A 19,397-nucleotide genomic window follows, 5' to 3' on the forward strand; every position below is an offset into this window, starting at 1 on the left:
GGCTTTTGGCTTCGGCAACGCTCTCCCGGAGACATCTGGTGATCATTCGCAAACTGGCCTTTGTTTTTCTGGGCCTGCTCGTCCCGATCCAGGGAGCGAGCGCCAAGGAATGCTTGCTGAGCCACGCCACCTACCGCGAGCCGCGCTCGGGTGCCGTTCTGCAATTTCGGCCACTGGACAACGAGCCGGCGGCGCTGACGGCGCAGGTGTTCTCGCTGAGCGTGCCCAACACCGACAAAAACCTGCCGGCCGACATCACTTGGACCAACGGCAAGAATTCGTTTCCGCTCGGCACAATCCGCCACACTTGCACCGACGACGACCGCGAAGCGGGCCTGCAGGATGGCAGCGGCATGTGCAGGATATGGGATGGACAGGTCTATGCCTTGACCGGCGGCGGCGCCGAGCAGTTGAATTCGAGCGAAGCGACACCAGCGCCGAAGGGGCTGTTGCTGCCTGATTTTGGTGCCGCTTTCACCGAATGGGCCGATTTCGCCAACTCCAATCCCAATGGCTCGGCATGGGACGCCTTTACTTTGACAGGATGCAGCGATGAATAGCGCCATGAGATCGATCACCTGGGCCTGCGCCCTGTTTGCCTGCGTGACGGTATCGGCCGTGGCACGTGCGGACGAGCCGGCTCCGTCGCGCCCGCCCATCGACAAATGCGTGTGGGAAAAACTGACGGACAAAACTGTCGGGCTTGCCGCCTGGGTGCAGCGTTGCGATTTCGGCTTCCGCCAGATCCATTTCGAATTCACCGGCAACGCTCTCGCCATCAAATACAGCGATGGCGGCGCGGCCGATCCTCTTGTCGAGTTGTATGACATCAAGCCCGGCGAAACCGCCGAGGCCGCATTGCAGCGCCTGTTTCTGGAAAAGACCGACAAGGCCGTCAGCGCCCGCTGCGTGCTGGCGCCTTACACGGAGGGCACCGTCCCCGCCGGCATCAAACGCTACACCTTCAGCCCCGACGCTGCTTACGCGAAAGAGCTGAAAGCGCTTGCCGACCCCAATGAGATTCCCGAACCGCCTTGCGGCGACTGGGGCGAAATGCCTGACGGTATCCAGTATTTCGAGGTGCCGGCGGCGCGCAAGCTGCTGTTCGTCCGCATCGGCCAGGATGAGCCGCTGTTTGATGAGCAGACGCTGCGGGTGTTGCCGCCGGGGTAGGTACCGACGGAGGCCCGAGCGCAGAACAGTGCCACATCTGGATGCCATTGATCGGCGTTGGCGACGGCATTTCGTCGGCTTGCTCGCCGACAAGACTGAGGCGGAGCGTGAGACCGAGCCGTGCCGTGTCAGCAAGGGGCGGCATTGTACTGCGCTCGGTGTTGACGGGATCTCGTCCGCATCATTGGCGGCAATGTATTCCACAGCGATGAAAGGGTCGAGCGCAACCGCCACCTATAGATGGTGGCTGAGGCGGAATGAGGGAAGCAATGGAGCGTTGTGTTCTAAACTCGGCCTGATTTTGCTAGCACATCCAACGATTTCGCTATTTTTTCGAGTTGCTCGGGTAATCTCTTTGCGCCGGAGGTATAAAAATAAGCTCTAAGATCTATGCTGAAGTTTTCAATATATTCACGTGATCCATATTTGTACAATGCTTGAATTGTGAATTTGTCGGGTGTTACTATTTTGCCGTCCACTTCCTTGCCTACTTCGGGACCGGTGCATAGATCGATCCAAAACCCATCTCCTGGGGCAAGAGTCGATAGCGTATTTTTAAAAATATACATATCAGCGATATTTCTCGAATCCCCCTTGGTTTCGCCGAATCGATAAAAGTCCTTATCAATCGTAAGTTTGAGATTCTCTGCCGGGGACGCACCTCGATTCCAAATGCGGGCGACAAAAATGGCACTATGTTGAATTTCGATATTTATTGAAATAACCGGTCGCGTTTGAACTTCAATCTGTCTTTGCACCTCGGCAACCATCATTTTGTTCGAATAAGCTATTCGATGTGTCAACCAAGCATATACGCCCGTAATAAATACTAAAATTGCGGCGAGAACGTCTATCGCTGTTAAATTGAAGAAATTCATGGTTTCTTCCAAAAAAAAGCCCGCGCCTGATGGCGCGGGCAATGAAATAAATTCATTTCTGGTCGGACACCCAAAGTTGTATCCTGACCCCTCTGGAACCTATTGAAATCATTGGCGGATTTTTTAGGAAGATATTCCACACCCAAAGTTGTGTACCTGCCAGACCCAAAGTTGTATACTTGAGTAAGGTTGCAGGTTTTCGGGGGGGCGTTTCCGCCTCGAAGATCAGCATTAGCTGCGTTTCGGCCTAGGAAGCCCGTTCAGTGGACATGGCTCAGCGACCCCGGCCGCAAAAGCCTCACTAAGAATCGCGGTAGCGTGCAGGTTTTGAAGGGCGGCTGACTGTTCTGATGATCTAAAAAAGCGCTTGAAAAATGGGAAGCAACGCTCTATACACGGTACATGGCTTTGCCACGGGGTCTGGCTTTACGCCGACCGCCTTAAGGGACCTTCGGGTCCCTTATGTGTTTCTAGGGTTCACCCATTCCTTGTATGGATTATCGTAGCAGGAGTACTTAACCGCGATCGTCTCGTCACCGTTGCTCCTCAAATCGATAATTTGTCCTGCTTCTGACAATCGGTCATGCGCTCGGTTTTTCAAGCCAGTTGGACGGTGCCCGAGGGGGTGTAGCACAAGATCGGCCAATTGCAGCATGGGATTGCTTTTCCCGTCCGGCCAGATGGTGAGAAGCGTCTCTGACAGATCATCTTTCGTGAGCGGCGTATGCTTCGATGAGTTTGTCGCATCAAAGCCAGTTCCATTTTTGAGAAGTCTCTCGAAATAATTTTCGATGAGGCGGTCCTCGGTCGCTCCTGATCGCTCATAGGCGATAGAGAGTTTCCGGCCAACAAGCCTAGCGTACTTGGCCGCACGCTCAACGGAGATGTCGAAGGCCGTCCGGCTCATCTGCCATCGTGAGCCTTCAGCGTGCTTCTCATAGTATCTGTCTCGATAGCCCGGGCGGCAGATCACGCATGCATGGGCTGTAATACGCTCATCGATGATCAGAGCCTCCAACTCTTCGAAGAAGAGGTTCTTCCGTTCCTCGTCCTGTTTCAGGAAACCGAACTTGCCTTTTCCTGAACGAATCTTATTTCCGTGTAGCTCCGGTACACCCCAGCGCTTGCAGAACCGAATTGTAGCATCCGACAGCGCCTGGACCGCCTCCGAGGGAACGATTATCCCGCCGAGGCCAAAGCTGAAGATATGAGACTCCATAGGCAGGGCGTCACCTGGCTTGCACATGGTGCGAGTTCCAAAATCGTCCATGAAAAAGGTCAGGTGATGCTGTTCATCGTTCACAGTATTTCTTTCCATCAAAGTTGCCCTCAACACTGAGATTTTGTGACAACTACATCCATTCGGGTTTACAGATTGTATTACGTATCGCTCTTCGGGTTTTGGAGGCGGGCACATATCATAGTAGCAATGCCCGGGGTGTCGCCCTTACAGTCTCACGGTGTTGACTACGCTGCCCGGGCTCGTTTGGAGCAGAAGCCAGAGACCCCGAAACTTATTGCGCTTCGCTATGCCGACTATCGAACGGTCGCCTGAGGTTGCCGGATCGAGAACGGGCGAGTGGAACTGCCGGAGCGTTAACTACGGGCGCCACGTTTGCCCGGTTCGCGCGGATCAGGACTGCGCGTAGCACATGGCGACCGATCGGCAACTGCCTATGCAGGGGTCCAACGGTCTTGCGGGTCAGAGTTCGGCATGGCATCTCCGACATGAGGAGGTCTGCCCGCATGACCACGAATTCCATCTGGAGCCAGGTGCAGATCGAGGCCGGGCTACAGCCGTTCATCCGCCTGTCGCCGGGGGAAGTTCATGAGCTGACACTAAAGATCAAGTGGGCACGTGATCCCGCGGCGAAGCTGTCTCAGATCTTCAACGAGCGTGGCCGCGCCAAACGCGACGACCATAGAAAGCGTATCGTGGATGACGCCAGAAAAATCGGCAATCCAGACAGCTGGGGATGTTCGGATCTCGTCCTTATCACCCAGCCTTGGGTGACGGAGCTGAACGGCGAGTCGCAGGTTGCCCATATTTTCGCAGACGCGCCTCTCACAGTCAGAGCCAAATCGAACGACGAGCCTGACACAACCTTCGCCAGCGTCGAAGAGCTGCTGCAAATCTGGTGTTTGGACTAAGGCGGATCGCGTGCGTTACCGAAAGGAACATCCCAAATTAATTGCCATCGCCGCCAGCCCCGCGTAGGGCAACAATGCCGTGGGCGGTTGAAGCGTCAGGGGATCGTCGCCGGCGCAACTCTGCTTCACAGGAGCGCTTGGGTTGTTGATATGCGGTCTTGTCCGAGACCGGAGCGATCAGGCCCTCGGTATAAAAGGGTTGGTCCGGATAGCCGGGTCAGAATCCGGGGGAGGGCATGTAGCTTTCCTCTGTCTCCTCGGCAAGCCTGTTCAGGAGAGCCTGCTTCCGCCTCTCGTTCGCAGCCTTGTCTGCTTCGGTTGCCGTGATCGGACGTGTCAGATCGGCATCATTGTACCGCTGGCCCTTCTTGAACGGCGACCCCGGCGGGGAGGCCACGACCTTGTAGATTAGGAATGCGAGAACTGTTTCGCCGCAAAGCCGCCTGATGTCCTCCGGAAGAATCACTTCGCCTACCGCCCGCACGAACACGACTCCTTCTCTCTCCGGAGAGGGCTCGGGCAAACGCTGGATAACGAAGTCCAGTTCGTCGGCCGGAATGCCAACGTTGACCCCATAGGAGTTCCGGGAGTTCTGGACGTGCATCTCCCAGAAGGGTGGAATGCCCACTTCGTCATGCGGCAAACGTCGGAAGTGGACAACATAGTTCGGGCAGCGCCGGAACGCCTCGTCGCCGAGTACCTCCGCAGCGAAGTCTCGACCGTCAAGGAAGTCCGCGTTCTTTCTGTGCCTCATGTTCTGCCTCCGATCTGCCTGGGGCAGGATCAGGGCAGATTCAGCAAGGATCAAGCACTCGAATTGCGCAGCAACGCGCACAAGTTGTTCGTTACCAGACAACTCTCTGACTTTTCCACTTCCGCAGATCGTCTAACTTCGGTCAATTGCAAAGACGAGCATTCTGCTCCTGGAGAAGCTGCAATTACGCGCTTAACGTCGTCCGCGAAGAAGGAGCGGCTCGCCGCGCTTCCGCTTTCTGCTCCCTGATCATTTTCTGAACTGATGCCTTGTCGTAGACCCAAGCGTCCGCGCTTTGGGCCTCGAAATGCTCGACGGATTGCCTGTCGAAGAAGAACGCGCCGACCGTTTCCGGGAGCAGTGTAGGAACGATTCTGGCAAGCCTGAGAAGGGCGCGGACTTGCTTGTGATGCATCAAAGTCTTTTGGCAGAGCTCGCCAAGCGAAACGAAGCGCGTCCTGAACGCCTCCGCGCTCTCTAGTGAAACGACCGGGATCATCCGCCTTGCGTCAGGGCTGAATTCCTCAACCAGCGTCAGGTAGCCCGACGCGATCAACGCGTTCACGACGGTATCATGCGTCCCTGGAAGGAAAGCTTCTGTCTTCTCCTTGGTGAGGTTGGTGCGCGTTTCGCGCGAGCGCACGATGCGCGTCACCTCGTCGGCGTCCAGCAGCAGAGCCATGTAGTCCATCCTGCCAGCAAGCCTGCCTTGCCAACTCAGCTTCCCCGTGAAGACCATGTCGAGAAGGTCTGGAATGGTGCATGTGGACGCGCGCCGAGCGCCGATAACATCGACCTGGCGCTCGGCTGGTTCTGAAATCTCGCAGGCGCCGTCGAAAAGGCGGGTCCGAAGCTTTTCGACTGCTTCTGTTGAAAAACGTCGCTTCGCATTCCTTCGAGAGCCTGTATCTGCCAATGCGGAAAGGTGCCCGCCGGCGACCAACGCCTTCAGGTGGAGGCGGGGAACGCCGAGAAGCTTCTCGACCTCCGGCGCTGTGATCGCATCCTTGAGCTCCGATACAACACGGTGGAGCTCGTCGGCCTTCACCAGAATGCGATGATCCATGATGCCGGACTGCTCTCCCGCTTCATCAACGCCCATCCGTTTGAAGAGGCGACGGATGGTGAGCGCATGGACGCCCGAGTCGCGGGCTGCGGTGCGTACGGTATGAATCTTCCGCATGCCCGCGATCTCGCCGAGAACTTCAGTGCCAGGTTCGATCGGCATGGTCTCAAGCGCGAACCTACGGACGGCGTCACGCAGCTTGCCATAGGCCGGGTCATGGACGGTCTTCTGAAGCAAGCCATACGCGTAACCATACGTGTCGCGAGGCCCCCAGAAGCCCCGTGTCGAAGACTGCGCCTGGTTGAGCCGTCCGAGAAGCGCCCGCAGTGAGTCCTCCCCGGAGCTGGCGATACGGAATCCTTCGTCGGCGGCCGCGGCCCAGTCGGCGGCGACGAATTGTGCGACCTTGACCTTCGGCTCGTGCAGTGCGGAAACGCCAAGGGCCTCGCAGAATGGCCCCGCCACGGATAGCGGGAGGTCGTCCAGCCAGTTCTCCTGCGACCGCATTCCGCGGAGCCGACCCTGAAGCCAAGCTTGGAAAGGGGACACACTCGCAGAGGCGGCCGCGTCCGCCATCTGGGGAAGGCTTGGCATCAACGTGCGCATTGTGCCGCTGAAATCGAATGGAGCGAAGGGCGTCCTGATCGGCTTCGTCGCGGACAGAAAGACCTTATGCCGACCACAGGAACGAAAATGCGACAGGGTCCATTCAAGCCGGAGCCAAGGCCTGCTGGACGACGGACCATCATAGCGGTCCATATCCTCCCTCGAGCAGCGGGCGCAGAACCGGAAATACGTCCGGTTGACGGCTAGCCGGACGAATGTCTCGTCGGCTACATCATAGAATCTGCCGCCCCTGGGAATAGGCGTAAACCTCAACAGGTTTTCAGGATCTGCCCGCCCAAGGGTGGCAATGTCACGCACGACCGAGGCAATGCCTTTGTCGAGGCTCCGCTGTTGGATGCACATGTCCCGCAGGAGATCCCTGAGCGAACGGCCGTTCAAAGCGGCGAGGCGGGACGCGAAACCCGCTGCCGGCTCCTGCTCCTCGAGCTGATAGGCAAACGCAAGCGGTTCAAGGGCCCGCCCATTGGTCCTCATGATCAGTACTCCTCGATCATGAATAGGCCGGGCTCCAAGCGCATCCAGTCATCAACGAGGAAGGGGTTCATTTCGTCATGCCCTCGGGCCTGCGAATGTTCGATATAGGCGAGGGCGAAATGGGCGCGCGTCAGAGCTGCAGCATTTTTCGAGGCCGCCTGCTCGATCGCGGCGAGGATCACCTGAGCGATACGCCCGTACCGATACCTAGCGGCATGCGCGATACGGTCCGGGAGGTCGCTTTCCAGGGTTCTGCTGGAGTCCAGCCCGGCCGCTTCGCACATGGCGGTCACGACATTCAGGATGAGGATGCGCTCCTCCGGAAGAACGACATCCGGAAGGTGAAGGTGCCGTGCGCGCCGCTCGATCTGCTCGTCAAGCTTGGCGAGGGAGGTGATGCTCGGCATTCCTGACATGACGAAGCTGACAGGCCAGGGCTTGTAGTTCATGACACCCTTGAGTGCCTTTCTGACAGAGTCCCGCTCCCTGTCGGATTCGGTGAGTTTCAGCAGGTGCTGGGTCTCGTCGATGTGAATGAGGAGAACCTTTCGCAGGTGCAACTGCTCGGGAAGGATGTCCCACACTTCGCCCTGTTCGTACTTGCGGGTGATCTTGTACCCAGCCTTTTGCAGGATATTCAGACCCAGGAACTTAAGGGTCGAAGGCCCCATCAGCGTGAGCGAGATCACGGGCTCGATGATGCCATAAGACTTCTGGATCGGAGCTAGCGTGGGGTTTTCCTCAAGCATCCGATCAACCAAAGTGGTCTTTCCCGCCCCGCTTTCGCCGGTTACGAACAAGATGCGGCCGTCATCACGCCGAAGGTTTTTCTTCGCCAGCATCATCGTCACAAAGCGGGATAGGACGCCTTTGGCGACGTCGTCCCGGCCGCAGCGCACATACACACTTTTCGCGAGTTCCAGCACTTCCTTGACGCGCTTCTCCTTCTCGCTGAGGCGGTCTGAAATCGTGTCGAGGAAGTCGTCGTCGGACATGGCATCGTTCCAGTCCGTCGGGAGCGTATCGTCGGCACGCTCGTGATCTGCGCGGAGTCCCTGATTGGCAAGTTGATGCGTCATTCGTCTTCTCCGTCGAAGAGATTCATGCTTCCGCCAAATGGCTTCGGCTTCGGAGCGGACTCCTCTTCTTGTGGGACGGGAGAGACGTGAGGCTTCTGGTTTGTGTCGACACGGCGTCGCGTCGAGAGCGCGACAACTTTGCCAAGGCCGTCGCCATCAGATTCCTCGGCCGCATGTTCAACAGACCCAAGTCCTGCCCTGCCGGAGAACGCCATCCGAGCCTCGATCAGATCCAGCGTCTTTTCCGTAATTTCGTGGGTCGCAATGGCGGCCCTCTTGCGGACGTTCTCGGCCAGATCAAGGAAGTGCCGATGGGCATCGATGCGGATCGTTCGCCCTGCTGCCTGCTCGGCTTTAACGAACTCGCGCACCGCCTGCTTCGCCAGGAGCGTTTCGGCGAGCGACTTCCCTTTGCCTGTGCCGTCCACGCTGGAAACCGTGAGGAAGTGCTGGTCTTCGGGGACTCCTTTGATCCGACCCCTGAACTGCTTGGGAATCCGGACGAATACGCCGCCCAGGTCCTCAGGTTCGATGATGACGTCGACCTTCTTCTGGCCCAAGAGAGCATAGAGACGAGCGAGTTCCAGCGAGTTGTATGAAATCCCCAGAAACTCGACGCCGTGCTTGCTGATGCTGCGGTCCTTGCGCCGCAGCCCGAAGGCAACGGCCAGCTGTTGCGCAGCCGGGGCAGGTGGCAGGCCAGCTTTTTCAAGCTCCATCCATTTGCCATACGGCGTCCGGCCCTCAAGGCCACGGTGGGGGCGGAGATGGTAATAGTCGACGATGAACACGATCAGGGTCTTGTAGAATTCTCCGACCGTCAGCGCCGCGAGCTGTTCTGCCGGATAGTCTCCCCGTTCGACAACGTTCGCGAACGCTCGTCCGGCGAAGTAGCGGCAAAGGCGCTTCATGTAGCGGAAAAAGGCTTCGACCGTGCCGCGCATGCGGGGGTCTTGCTCCGGGATCACACGACTGACGTTAGCGCGCATCGCTGCGTCATCGAATTCGCTGCCGTACGCCGGTCCTCCGTCAGTCGCCACATAGGTGGGGCGGCCATGCATATGCCAAGAGGCCTTTGCTCCCGCCGCAGCCGCTAATTCGGTCTTGTCGACCATTACCGACCTGAGCGCGGGTTTCGTCGTGGCAGTCGAGGGACTGTTGATGGAGAGGTTGAACCCGACGATACAGCGGGACGCGCAGCAGATGCCCGCCGTAAATGCCATCCGGATGCGGGGCACAAGCTTTCGTTGGGCGGGCGTCAAGGCCTTCCAGATCGCGGAGCGCTCGATGAGAGTGTGGAGGTCAACTTCCCAGTCGTCCATCTCGACCCGGCCCAACGCCGTGGTGACCGAAAGCCCCCTACCGACCGGAGTGTATTTCCGAAGAGCGTAGTCGCTGTCCTCGCGGCCGGCGTCGACCATGAAAGGGTCGAGTGCATGAATCTTGCGGCGAATGGCATTGTCGCTGGCGTAGACATGTTGGTGCTGCGGCAGCCTTTTGTTGATTTCGTAGAGGGCCAGCTCAACGTTCTCGCAGATGTCCGTCATCTTGGGCTTCAGGATGCTGGCGAACTTTTGAACTTCGACAGCGATCACTGCGGCAGCGCGCTGATCGAGCTGGTTGCGGTTTCCGCAGTTCGAATAGCGCGGACGGAAGCTGTCCATGCGGCAGCGCCCTGCGATGAACTTTGCAAGCCATTTCTTTAATGCGGGAGAACTTGGGTAGTCGAATGCCTTCCGCACCTCACCAGGGAGCCTTCTCCCGGGCCGCCTCCGCTCTCCGAACGTGTCGAGGTACCAGCGATCCATGCGGTCCGCGTTCTCCTCAATGAAACGGGCACAGTCATCAAGCGTGCGGCGAGGGCGCCAACGCCCTTCGGCGTTCGCCGCGGCGTCCAAGAAACGAACGCACCACTCCTTCTTCCAGGCGACGGTCCTTAGATCCTCTTCCGAAAGGTCGGTGAGGTCCGAGTCGTCGAACCGCGCCCGCAGGATTCCGAGGGCTTTCGAATAGTAGCCTTCGTCGATGCGCATGCGCTTCGAGCGGATCAGGCCGTTGATCTCCTTGTCCGTCTTCACGACGAAGAAGTCCTCGGCGATCAGGTCGCCGGTCACAGGCTGCAGCACGTGCGAGTCCTTGACTTTGCGTTCGACCCTAAAGGACTGACCGTCGATGACGAGCCTGTCGTGGCGGCCAAATAGGTGACATCTCTCGTGACTTCTCGCCAAAGCCGGATTCATCAGTTTCACGCCCCCCTCCATTTCCTTGTTTTCCTTTGCCTTTATAGGCTTGCCGTGAGGATTGGATTAACGACGGCCTTCGCGTGCGGCGCGGTTGACGAGGAGCGCGTTGTCGGCCAGCCGGACGTTCGCCGGAACCTTCAGGAGTCCTTTCTGGACCAAGGCCACGGCGGCGCGTCGCCCGCGTTCACCCAAGCCTGTTTCGCGGACGACGTCGGCGAGCAGGACCCGCGCGGGAAGCCCTTGCAGCGCGGCGGTCACGAGCGCCTGGCCTTCGAAGTCGAAGTCGGACGCATACGCCAGGATTTCCCTGGCGTTCTCGATCTGCGTCAGCGTCAGGTCTTTCTCGGTCAGGATCCGGAACTCGTCGGCGAACCGATCGCCCTGTTGTTCAGAGATAAGCCTGAGCGTTTCTCGGAGGTCGTCATCCACGTCCTGCTCGTACTTGACGGCGTAGGCGATCCTGCCGGATGCCTGTCGCTGGACGAAGTCGAAATAATGTTTTCGCTTCTTGCCATGTTGGATGTACTCCGCTTTCTGCTGTTCGCGGATCTCCAGAGTTTCGGCGAGGGTGAGGAGGACTACAAGGGCGGACTCTTCTAGATCGCTTTCGAACCAAATGCTCCTGCGACGGAACGGATCGACCACGGCGCCTACCTTGGAGCCGCGCTTCCTTGGTCGCGGCACCCGGTTGGCTACGCTATCCTCGACGTCCACCGCAGGGGCGTCCCGGCCCCAGTCACGTGGAGCGGCATCGGTATAGACCAGCCCCCGGACGAGCCGCGGATCTCGGCCACCTGATGGTTGGCGAGCGCGTCAGAACGGAAGCTGAACCCGTGGACGGACGTCGTCAAGGCTTCGGCGAGCAGGAGGTTATGGCAACGCATGTTCATTATCCCTGGATGGCGACGACGGGACGTCCCGCCAGGATTGGCGGAACGCATCGACAGCGAACCGAGAAGGCGTGACGGTTTCGCACGCCGGAAGAAGACGCGAGCGGCGCGAGCCCCACGCGGGTTCAGTCCGGCGAGACAATGGCTCGCCACGTCTTTCATCGATCAGGGGAGGGCCGAAAAGCCGGGACGAAAACCCGGCGGAACATACCGGGGCTTCAGCCCTGAGCTTCGCGGACTTCCCGCACTGCTATCGATATGCACTTCGTGAACATCAGTCTGTCCTCACATGCGGCTGCCATTTGACCTTGGTGCCGGGATCGGCGTTTTGACGTCGAAGGATTGAGATCTGGTTAGGAAAATCCTTCAGATTTGATAGGATCCGAACTTCTTCGATCGCGACATCGAAATCTTTCGGCTAAAGGCGCTAGGGGCGACTCTAAGGGCGGTGATGCTCGAGGTTGACTACGGTAACCGGACGACCCGGCTGCCGACTTTCCTATCCATTGAAATCAGGCTTGAACACGACCCCTTTTAGCGCTCCGTCTGATGTGCCGTCGGAGGTAAGGAGGATAGCAGTCGGCTTGGCATGTTTCGGCTTATCACGCGGCGAAAAAAGGGCGCGGGCATCACCTGTTGTAGCCCTCTCTCGCATCAATACAACGCGGCTGGCGAGATCGATCTGACCGAGAAATTCAGCGATCGTGATAGAGAGGTCTGCAAGACCCACCTCCGAACAGCTGTCAACCCACCTGGCGATGTCGTCCGCGATAACCAGCCGGAGTCCATCGGCATCTTTCAAAACAACGGAATCCCGCTTTTTTCCTTTCATCTCACGGACCAGATCGGCGACCGGCCGCGCAAGGTCATCGATCACCTGTACAGAGTGGGCGACGCTGAGTAGCGGTTTGCCTGCTGCAGTTCGCCCCTTTTTCGGTTCAGCATGCCAGACGGCCATAAAGGTCGAATGGTACCTGACCCAGTCTCCGGTCGCATTGCACCGTCGATCGATGAGAGCCAGCATTTCCCGATAGGCATCGACGAGGCCAGTCCGATGAAATATCGGTTCGTGGTGAGAAATGCGGTTCCTGAGGCTCTTGATCTCCAGGGCGAAGCGCCAGATATTTTGGCGGAAAATCCCCTTTTCCACGTTAGGAAACACCTTTCGCAGTGTCATCTGCCAGCTGTTTTCATGCTCTGACCCAAGCATGGATATCCAGAATTCGAACGGCAACTTGGCGATGACATCATCGGTCGTGATCAAGCCAAAGCTCGGGACGTATACGTGCGGAGGGGTCTTCACTCGCACATGGAAATCGGGTTTGGACATCTTGTCCTGGAGGAGGCGTTCTTTGGCCCTGTTAAGAGATTGGATATATTCCCCGTTGATTGCAGCCAGACTTGCCAGGAACGGTGAATCGAAAGCCCATTCGACTGGAACTCCTTGCAGTTTTATATGGTTATCGACTGCATTTCTCAGAGTGACCTCGACGACGTGAACGGGAAACTGCAGCGCCTTGGCAAGCCTCGCATTCCAAAGATAGGTATCCATCGCGAGAGGGAAGTCGAAATTGGAATGCTTAAGGTATTTGCCAAGCCGTTGCTCTGTCAGCGAGCTCTTGATTTGATCGGTCACCTCGGCCGAGTAGGGATATGGGACTTGACTCTCGGCCATAAAGGCTCCATTTTGCTGCTACTAGCAGGCCCCTGTCGCCCATGTCCGTCTACAGACGGTTACGCGCTTGTGGTGAGCATCAGAGCCCCAGGCCAGGCAGTTTCGCCCGCCTGGGGTTTCGCTTTTTATGCCTATAGCAGTCGAAATACTCCGACTAGGGGATCAAGCAAGAATTGCTTGACCCCCCTCAGGCGAGACGAGCTATTTGGCAATCAAATGATCGTTTCAGCGCAAGGACTACGGCGGTTCGGTGCCATGCTATTCGCCCAGCTTAAGCAGCGAACATCATTTCCGGCACCTTCGATCCGAACTCCACGCTCGAGCAAGCTGAGAGCCGACAGCGCCCGACTCAACTTATGGGTCCACAGCACGACTTATGGGTCAAATCACACAAAGACCACCAGGTCTTAAACCATTCCTGACCCACTCTGGACCCGATGAATTTCAGGGGCGATGTGAATGTCTGGCCACCGCGGCCGAGGACGCGCGCTCTGATCGCCATGAGGGCGCACGCCCGCTTCACGTTCTGGCACTCCTTAAGGGGCGGCGGTCGGACTAGGCGTCCGTCACAACCGTCGAAGACGCTGGTGCGCGCCGATCGGCTGCATCACCTTCCGGAGCGGGCTGGCTCACGGCAAGCACCGACAGTTCGTGCCGGCGCCCATCGCGTGCGGCCCACGTGATCGACTGTTCTGCCGAGAGGCCGATCAGAGCGGTGCCGATCGGCGTGAGGATCGAAACCTTGCCCTCGGAGATGTCCGCATCGCCTGGGAAAACCAGCGTGACAGTTTTCGCATCGCCGGTGTCGGGCTTGAACGTCACCGTAGAGCCCATCTGGACGACGCCGGCGGAGACCGAACCATCGGCAACGATGCGTGCCCGCTCGAGCTCGGCCAACAGTTCATCGGAAGCCTCCGGATTCCTTGCCGCCACGGTGCTTGCGAGCGCCGATAGACGTGCATGGTCCGACTGCGAGATTCGGATGTTCGGCTTACGCCGGGTTTTCGTGTTGTCCTGCATTTGACTCTCGTGTTTCTAGTTGGGCAAGCCGACATCAAGAGGACGGGAACCGCCAATTCGGGAAAAATGCTGCTAAAACACAGCTGGCCCAGATACCGTGCAGCGTGCGGGTCATTCCATGTCGATCTTATGTGTTGCCCTCGGCAGGGGCACGTGGCAGCCGCGCTGCGGGTTACGATCCCGCGATGGGGCAAACCCGGAAAAGAAAATCGCGCCGGATTTTGAAAGTAGCGTTCATACGACCATAGTTGGTGAAGCAATCCGGGAAGTCAAGACAACGGTCTCTTAGACGTGCGTCATACTGCCGATCTCCTCCTTGCCGTTTCAGAGTTTTTGCCCCGCATTGTCTGATGTGTCCTCCAGCCTGCCAGATCTATGGTGACGATGTCGTCGGCGGAGAATGTGTCGTTGCCGAGAGCAACCCTCTCCACAACCTTTCCATGGTCGAGTTTCTGCCAGTAACCGGCGCGCGGTCTCGCAATGTCGTGATGGTCGCAAGCCCGCGCGATATGCTGGTCGCGGACGCCATGATCCCTGGCGATCTCCGTCATCGGCTTGGACCAAACCAATTCATAGAGCTCGGCGCGGCTCAATTTCAGCATTCGATCGCTCCGGTAGTCTACAACCAGCCGGACGACGCCATCATGTCGGCCGGCCCGGGTTTCTCAGCTTCTCTGGTGTTCAAATGCCCTTCAGCAAATTGCCCTCAGCCCGCACGATGAAGGCGACCAGCAGCAACCAGTAGCCATAAGCACCGAAAGCGCCAAGCTGGATACCGATTACCGGCAGCAGCGACATGACCGCCAGAACGATGGCGACGATTACACGATCTTGTGGGTGCGCTCAATTGCATGAGGTCTCTCTCCGTTTCCCGCCCGAAGAGCAACATCCCACCATAGTCGACTAAGCTATTCGAGGAATCAGAACGCTGGATCAAACTGCTCAAAATTATTTCGGGATAATTTCTGCCCTGTTAAGGGACCGTCTGCATCGAGAGGGCGACAGCCACGTTCTGGATTTTCCTGGTAGTCCGAGAGGAGGGACCTCGCCGGGTGGATTCGGCCGCAACGGAAAGCAATCATCTAGAATACTGAATCGAGCACGCCGCATGGAGGGCTTCTCCTAGCTGATGTCTGCAAGCGGCCTGCTGCGTGGGCTGAGCAAAGCCGCACTCGCGGTTCATCCGGGAACGATCGCGTTCCAGGCGACAATGACCAGGACAAGTCCGGCCAGAATTTGAATCGCCCTTGTGATCGCATCCACGAGGCCTGGCCGCGTTTCCAGAAGCCTGACAAGCTGCTGGCGGAAGAACACGGCCGCTAGCGCCACGACGGACAGCGTGAAGGCTACCCCAAGCATCATCGTCACCGCGAAGGCAACGCCTGCCTGCGGGACGCCGCGCGTGATCGCGAACGTCATGACGAACAGCGTCAGCGGGCATGGGATCAGGCCCGCCATAACACCGACCATCGAGCCTTCGCGGTTGCCGTGGTGTTGATGGTGCTCCCCTCGAAAGGCCTGCCACAGCATCCCGAGGCCGATCACGCCGAGCAGGCCCCGGCCGATGTCGCCTGCATCGGCAACGAGGTTGCTATTGCGGGCGGCTTTCAGAAATCCTCGGGCAATCAGAACCCTTCCTGAAACGAAAGCGGCGTCTTTTTTCTTTGTTGACCCGATCCTAACCATGCACAGCCCCTTGAAGCGTAGCCATGGGAATGGACGCTCTATTTCAAGGCAACCGAACTGACCCTGCATGACACGTTGACCGTCGGGTCCGATCTCCCGAATGCGTCCCAAGACGATAGAAACAATGTGACAGTGAAGCGGGGCATATCCGCGAAACTACACCCTTTCGGCGCGACGTGGCCTCCCTCTTACTCTATGTTCGGAACAGACCGGACAATTAATGAGATAAGTCTTTCGATAATGCCATCCGTGGTTGACGGCGAGCAGGAGCAATGCTTGGCTTGGGGCCTCGTAAGCTACACGGCTGAGATTGATTTCCGCAGCGAAACCACTCCCGACTGTCTTGGCTTCTACCTGATCGTGAGCCCTGACAGGTTTGCTCGGTTTGTGGAGATGGTCGCCACCTCTGCCGTGGAGGAAGTGTTACTCTTTGTGGGCCGGGTGCCCGGCTTCTATTCCGATTGGTCGCCATCGACCTCAACAAATCGGATTAAGATACTGGCCGACAAAAGCGCCCAGAAGATCGAGATTCCAGCCGATTGCGAGATCGATCCTCCGCGACTCGGCCGGGCGCAATACGCGCAGCTCCACATTCGCTGTGCGGCCGAACTTTCGAAGGCTGCACCGAAAGCACCGGAGGGGGCGGCGGACGAAATACACGACAAGGAGAGCGCTGAGGAGCAGGCCAACCGTGGCCACGCCGCGGCTGCGGAAGACACGGAGGAGGGGAGTGATAGCGATGCAAGTACGGAAGACTTGGCTGACCCGATTGTTCAGGCTCAACCCGACCACCGACCACCGGCCGCCGGCCGCCGACCCTCAAACGGTCGGCCTCCTGTCCTCCATACGGATTGCAGTGTGGGTCATTGCCGGCCTCTTGCTGTTGATACTGATCAACTTGCGGCTATAGCTCTTAGGGAAATGGCACCGCTAGATGACGACCGAAGAACGCAAATATCCCGGTGATCTGGCATCCGCGCAGCAGGTCCATGAGCTGGCGGAAGAATACCGCAAGGCGGCAAACCACCTCCTTCAGCTCGGCCGACCCGGCAAGCCGCTTAGCCGGGCGCCGTTCAGATTGGCGGCGATCCATGCGATCGAACTCTATTTGACCGCGCTCTTGCTCCACCGTGGGCATAACCCCAATCAGATCCGCAAGATGCAGCATGACCTGTCGGAGCGCACGGATCGCGCCATCGAGGCAGGCCTGCGCCTTCGCGCGAAAACAGCCAGGCGTCTCCAGTCCCTCAGCCAGAACCGGGAATATCTCGTCACCCGCTACGGCCCCGAACTTGCCGCGACCGCCTCGCAGATAAACCGCCTCACCGCCACCCTTGAACAGGTGGCGGCAAGGGTCACTGTGTTGATGGCGCTGCCGTCAGGATCGCAGCAGGCAGGCCTACCTGCCGCCGGCGAGGTTCAAGGCCGGGATTCGGCGCCCTCCTTGTCCGCGGCGACTGCCAACCCGATGACATGATGCACCAGGAACACGTCGATGTAATACGCGGCCTCGTCCCGTGACATCGGCAGCATGTCTGCAGTGATTTCATTGTCGATATAACCCTCGGCATTCCAAAGGGTGCGAGTTAGCTCTTCGTTGGCCGGTTCAATCCGCTCGATGACCCTTTCGAACGCGGCGTTGGCGGTTTCAATAAGGACAGTACGGTCGGCCCCTGCGACTGGCAGGGACGCAATTACGGCATGGGAATCCATGACGAACGTTTCCTTTTGGAATGGCGATCTCTTGCCTCAGCGTTTTCGGTCGCCATGCCGACGCTGGTTCTTGTAGGGGTGGCTCGTCGAAGCGCCAAGCGCCACCTTGTGCTCACATGCGCAGCGGCAGGATACGCGGGAATTCGACAGATGCAACCGAGGTTTTTGGCGAGAATACTGCTGCTGGATGCAGCTCACAACCTGTGCAATCACGCAGGTTGTTAGTGCGCGCAGCGATTGCATGGTACAGCGAAGGCGCGTGACGTGAGATTCTTAAGATGGCGGACAAGCGACTCATGAACGCAAGCGACATCCCTGCCTTCGTGGACAGAGTGATCAAGTCGGGCTGCGATATCTGTGCCATCGGCCATTTCAACTATTGCCTAGGCGACGTCGAGGAAATGGTGGCGGCGGCGGATGAACTCCAACGCATAGGCGAAGAATTTGGCGATCGCGATTTTCTGCTGACTGAGATCGTCGCCTACTTGCGAACCATTGGGCAGTACATTGACCCCGGCTCGTCCGCCTCGCATTGGTCGGAGAATGAAAAAGCTAAGTAGGCGGCGCCAGACTTGACATGCTCTGATCGGCCTCTCTCGCTGGCCGCGAGAATGCGGCGACTCCCGGCAGGGGATATCGATCAAGCTATTGTGGATTGCAGGAGAGTGGCCTCACTTCGAAGGCAGTCGCAAAGCAATAGGGATGCACTTATGGCCAACCTGCCTGGATATGATCCAGCAATCATTCTTAATCCGACGCTTGTTCGGGTTTGGTCTTCCTTCCCACGATGGTCCGCTCTCACGGTTTGGATGGGTAAGCCTTGATCTCCACGGACGGGTCGTTCAGGAAATCGTCCTGGGCAGTTGTTGTCTTGGCGACGCCCAACTGCGAATCCAGCAAAATCGGCGACTGGACCAAGCCTTCCGGGCTAATGCTGACATCGTACATCGCGACATGACCTGCCCACACGGTGTCTGTCCCGCTCGTAACATGGGTGAGGTGGATGTTCCCAAGAACATAGCCTTCGTCATCGCTGACCGTCAGCTCCGCAGTGTTTCCGTCAGACACCCCGCGCACTTGCCACCACTCAGCGGCCGGACTGCCTGAGGCGGCGGAGCTGGTGTCTTCGCGAAACCGACCGATAACGCCGCCCGAATGGCCGAGGCCCATCAGCTGGATTTCATAGAAGTAACGCTCCCGCTGCGGGAGCGCCCCGACCTTGGCGGTTACGGGTTCATTGGTGATGCCGAGATAATTGCCCTGCAGGTGTACTGCTGCGGCTGCTGAATTAACGATAGGCAAAGTCCAGGCCGGCACGAACGCTAGGCCGGCCGAAAACCCCGCGACTATCGCGCCGGCAGCGATGCCGATTCGTTTGGAATTATCGAACAGAAAACGCAGCCAGCCCACCGTTGAATGTTTTTCCGAATTGGGCTCTGGCAGATGGTCATCCGTGGCGGCAGGGCGTTGAAATGACCCCGAGGACCGCGCAAGACGGCGCCGCGCCGTCCGCGAGAGGCTCTGTGCGCCCTCACGGACGCGCATAATGATGCGATTGACCCACCGCGCTACGGGAGCATCCTCAAGACCAATTGCCATGGGGTGATGATGGTGGTGGTCGATTCTGGCGAGAGGTTTCACGGGGCGGGTGTACGCGTAGCGTTCAGCACCATATCGAGCATGGCAAATCCCCAGTTGAGAGAAAAATTCGCTCAGACGCACTGCTACAATTCCGAAGTTCACTCGACGAGGTAGGAATGGAATCGAGTCATTCCCAAGGCGGCCAAGATTAAATCTTGGTAATGCAGTGGGCGACTGCTGACAGCACGAGCTTCAATCATGAGTCGTGTTACTGTGGCGCGATAACCCGGCAGTGAATTACGGGCGACAGTACTGCATCGTAAGCGCGTAGGCATCCCCACGTAGCGTGCAGGCGGTTGATCGCTCATTTTCAGCATGAATCATGCG

19 protein-coding genes are annotated in these 19,397 nt (G+C 58.2%); 6 read left to right on the forward strand and 13 right to left on the reverse strand.

Annotation, left to right across the window (positions count from 1 at the left end; translation table 11 throughout):
* Positions 1-38 precede the first annotated feature (38 nt).
* Complete coding sequence (locus AC07FD_RS17690; protein ID WP_478350886.1) at positions 39-560, forward strand: hypothetical protein; 522 nt, start codon at positions 39-41, stop codon at positions 558-560.
* Positions 553-1,173, forward strand: a complete 621-nt coding sequence (locus AC07FD_RS17695; protein WP_478350887.1) for a hypothetical protein — start codon at positions 553-555, stop codon at positions 1,171-1,173. Before AC07FD_RS17690 ends, AC07FD_RS17695 begins: the two co-directional genes overlap by 8 nt.
* A 284-nt stretch (positions 1,174-1,457) precedes the next feature.
* Here AC07FD_RS17695 and AC07FD_RS17700 read toward each other — a convergent pair whose 3' ends face one another.
* Together AC07FD_RS17700 and AC07FD_RS17705 are read right to left on the reverse strand one after the other, a co-directional pair.
* Positions 1,458-2,051, reverse strand: coding sequence for a hypothetical protein (locus AC07FD_RS17700; RefSeq protein ID WP_478350888.1), 594 nt, complete (start codon positions 2,049-2,051; stop codon positions 1,458-1,460).
* A gap of 460 nt (positions 2,052-2,511) precedes the next feature.
* Positions 2,512-3,354, reverse strand: coding sequence for a DUF3800 domain-containing protein (locus AC07FD_RS17705; protein WP_478350889.1), 843 nt, complete (start codon positions 3,352-3,354; stop codon positions 2,512-2,514).
* A gap of 443 nt (positions 3,355-3,797) precedes the next feature.
* Here AC07FD_RS17705 and AC07FD_RS17710 point away from each other — a divergent pair, with 443 nt between their 5' ends.
* Positions 3,798-4,202, forward strand: coding sequence for a hypothetical protein (locus AC07FD_RS17710; protein WP_478350890.1), 405 nt, complete (start codon positions 3,798-3,800; stop codon positions 4,200-4,202).
* A 217-nt stretch (positions 4,203-4,419) separates the two neighbouring features.
* Here AC07FD_RS17710 and AC07FD_RS17715 read toward each other — a convergent pair whose 3' ends face one another.
* The 9 genes from AC07FD_RS17715 to AC07FD_RS17755 all read right to left on the reverse strand — a co-directional run bounded on the left by AC07FD_RS17715 (position 4,420) and on the right by AC07FD_RS17755 (position 15,785).
* Positions 4,420-4,956: a hypothetical protein gene (locus AC07FD_RS17715; protein ID WP_478350891.1), complete on the reverse strand. Its 537-nt coding sequence runs from the start codon at positions 4,954-4,956 to the stop codon at positions 4,420-4,422.
* A 184-nt stretch (positions 4,957-5,140) separates the two neighbouring features.
* Positions 5,141-7,123 (reverse strand): TniQ family protein, encoded by a 1,983-nt coding sequence (locus AC07FD_RS17720; RefSeq protein ID WP_478350892.1) that lies wholly within the window; start codon positions 7,121-7,123, stop codon positions 5,141-5,143.
* A gap of 2 nt (positions 7,124-7,125) precedes the next feature.
* Positions 7,126-8,202: an ATP-binding protein gene (locus AC07FD_RS17725; RefSeq protein WP_478350893.1), complete on the reverse strand. Its 1,077-nt coding sequence runs from the start codon at positions 8,200-8,202 to the stop codon at positions 7,126-7,128.
* On the reverse strand, positions 8,199-10,442 hold the full coding sequence (locus AC07FD_RS17730) for a Mu transposase C-terminal domain-containing protein (protein ID WP_478350903.1): 2,244 nt from the start codon (positions 10,440-10,442) through the stop codon (positions 8,199-8,201). The genes AC07FD_RS17725 and AC07FD_RS17730 overlap by 4 nt, the downstream gene beginning before the upstream one ends.
* 66 nt (positions 10,443-10,508) lie before the next feature.
* A complete protein-coding gene (locus AC07FD_RS17735; protein ID WP_095085642.1) occupies positions 10,509-11,159 on the reverse strand; it encodes a PDDEXK family nuclease in 651 nt (216 codons plus the stop codon).
* Between the two features lie 675 nt (positions 11,160-11,834).
* Positions 11,835-13,010 (reverse strand): hypothetical protein, encoded by a 1,176-nt coding sequence (locus tag AC07FD_RS17740; RefSeq protein WP_478350894.1) that lies wholly within the window; start codon positions 13,008-13,010, stop codon positions 11,835-11,837.
* 555 nt (positions 13,011-13,565) lie between these two features.
* Positions 13,566-14,030: a nucleoside diphosphate kinase regulator gene (gene rnk / locus AC07FD_RS17745; protein ID WP_095085650.1), complete on the reverse strand. Its 465-nt coding sequence runs from the start codon at positions 14,028-14,030 to the stop codon at positions 13,566-13,568.
* 296 nt (positions 14,031-14,326) lie between these two features.
* Complete coding sequence (locus AC07FD_RS17750) at positions 14,327-14,632, reverse strand: hypothetical protein (protein ID WP_095085653.1); 306 nt, start codon at positions 14,630-14,632, stop codon at positions 14,327-14,329.
* A gap of 577 nt (positions 14,633-15,209) precedes the next feature.
* Positions 15,210-15,785 (reverse strand): urease accessory protein UreH domain-containing protein, encoded by a 576-nt coding sequence (locus AC07FD_RS17755; RefSeq protein WP_167392143.1) that lies wholly within the window; start codon positions 15,783-15,785, stop codon positions 15,210-15,212.
* Positions 15,786-15,992: 207 nt separating this feature from the next.
* Between AC07FD_RS17755 and AC07FD_RS17760 the strand changes: the two genes are divergently transcribed.
* Together AC07FD_RS17760 and AC07FD_RS17765 are read left to right on the forward strand one after the other, a co-directional pair.
* The gene (locus AC07FD_RS17760; RefSeq protein WP_478350895.1) at positions 15,993-16,682 is read left to right on the forward strand and encodes a hypothetical protein; all 690 of its coding nucleotides are present in this window, start codon (positions 15,993-15,995) and stop codon (positions 16,680-16,682) included.
* The gene (locus AC07FD_RS17765; protein ID WP_478350896.1) at positions 16,651-17,193 is read left to right on the forward strand and encodes a HEPN domain-containing protein; all 543 of its coding nucleotides are present in this window, start codon (positions 16,651-16,653) and stop codon (positions 17,191-17,193) included. The genes AC07FD_RS17760 and AC07FD_RS17765 overlap by 32 nt, the downstream gene beginning before the upstream one ends.
* Here the strand turns inward: AC07FD_RS17765 and AC07FD_RS17770 are convergent.
* Positions 17,136-17,429: a hypothetical protein gene (locus tag AC07FD_RS17770; protein WP_478350897.1), complete on the reverse strand. Its 294-nt coding sequence runs from the start codon at positions 17,427-17,429 to the stop codon at positions 17,136-17,138. The genes AC07FD_RS17765 and AC07FD_RS17770 overlap by 58 nt on opposite strands.
* Positions 17,430-17,725: 296 nt before the next feature.
* Between AC07FD_RS17770 and AC07FD_RS17775 the strand changes: the two genes are divergently transcribed.
* Positions 17,726-17,989, forward strand: a complete 264-nt coding sequence (locus tag AC07FD_RS17775) for a hypothetical protein (protein ID WP_478350898.1) — start codon at positions 17,726-17,728, stop codon at positions 17,987-17,989.
* Between the two features lie 238 nt (positions 17,990-18,227).
* Here AC07FD_RS17775 and AC07FD_RS17780 read toward each other — a convergent pair whose 3' ends face one another.
* The gene (locus AC07FD_RS17780) at positions 18,228-19,151 is read right to left on the reverse strand and encodes a hypothetical protein (RefSeq protein WP_478350899.1); all 924 of its coding nucleotides are present in this window, start codon (positions 19,149-19,151) and stop codon (positions 18,228-18,230) included.
* Positions 19,152-19,397: the final 246 nt, after the last annotated feature.

This window comes from Mesorhizobium waitakense (genome assembly GCF_056431085.1).

Coding starts and splice junctions, on each gene's coding strand:
- AC07FD_RS17695 (WP_478350887.1), top strand. CDS start 553: ATGAATAGCGCCATGAGATCGATCACCTGGGCCTGCGCCCTGTTTGCC.
- AC07FD_RS17700 (WP_478350888.1), bottom strand. CDS start 2,051: ATGAATTTCTTCAATTTAACAGCGATAGACGTTCTCGCCGCAATTTTA.
- AC07FD_RS17710 (WP_478350890.1), top strand. CDS start 3,798: ATGACCACGAATTCCATCTGGAGCCAGGTGCAGATCGAGGCCGGGCTA.
- AC07FD_RS17715 (WP_478350891.1), bottom strand. CDS start 4,956: ATGAGGCACAGAAAGAACGCGGACTTCCTTGACGGTCGAGACTTCGCT.
- AC07FD_RS17720 (WP_478350892.1), bottom strand. CDS start 7,123: ATGAGGACCAATGGGCGGGCCCTTGAACCGCTTGCGTTTGCCTATCAG.
- AC07FD_RS17725 (WP_478350893.1), bottom strand. CDS start 8,202: ATGACGCATCAACTTGCCAATCAGGGACTCCGCGCAGATCACGAGCGT.
- AC07FD_RS17730 (WP_478350903.1), bottom strand. CDS start 10,442: ATGAATCCGGCTTTGGCGAGAAGTCACGAGAGATGTCACCTATTTGGC.
- AC07FD_RS17740 (WP_478350894.1), bottom strand. CDS start 13,010: ATGGCCGAGAGTCAAGTCCCATATCCCTACTCGGCCGAGGTGACCGAT.
- rnk (WP_095085650.1), bottom strand. CDS start 14,030: ATGCAGGACAACACGAAAACCCGGCGTAAGCCGAACATCCGAATCTCG.
- AC07FD_RS17750 (WP_095085653.1), bottom strand. CDS start 14,632: ATGCTGAAATTGAGCCGCGCCGAGCTCTATGAATTGGTTTGGTCCAAG.
- AC07FD_RS17755 (WP_167392143.1), bottom strand. CDS start 15,785: ATGCAGGGTCAGTTCGGTTGCCTTGAAATAGAGCGTCCATTCCCATGG.
- AC07FD_RS17765 (WP_478350896.1), top strand. CDS start 16,651: ATGACGACCGAAGAACGCAAATATCCCGGTGATCTGGCATCCGCGCAG.
- AC07FD_RS17770 (WP_478350897.1), bottom strand. CDS start 17,429: ATGGATTCCCATGCCGTAATTGCGTCCCTGCCAGTCGCAGGGGCCGAC.
- AC07FD_RS17775 (WP_478350898.1), top strand. CDS start 17,726: ATGAACGCAAGCGACATCCCTGCCTTCGTGGACAGAGTGATCAAGTCG.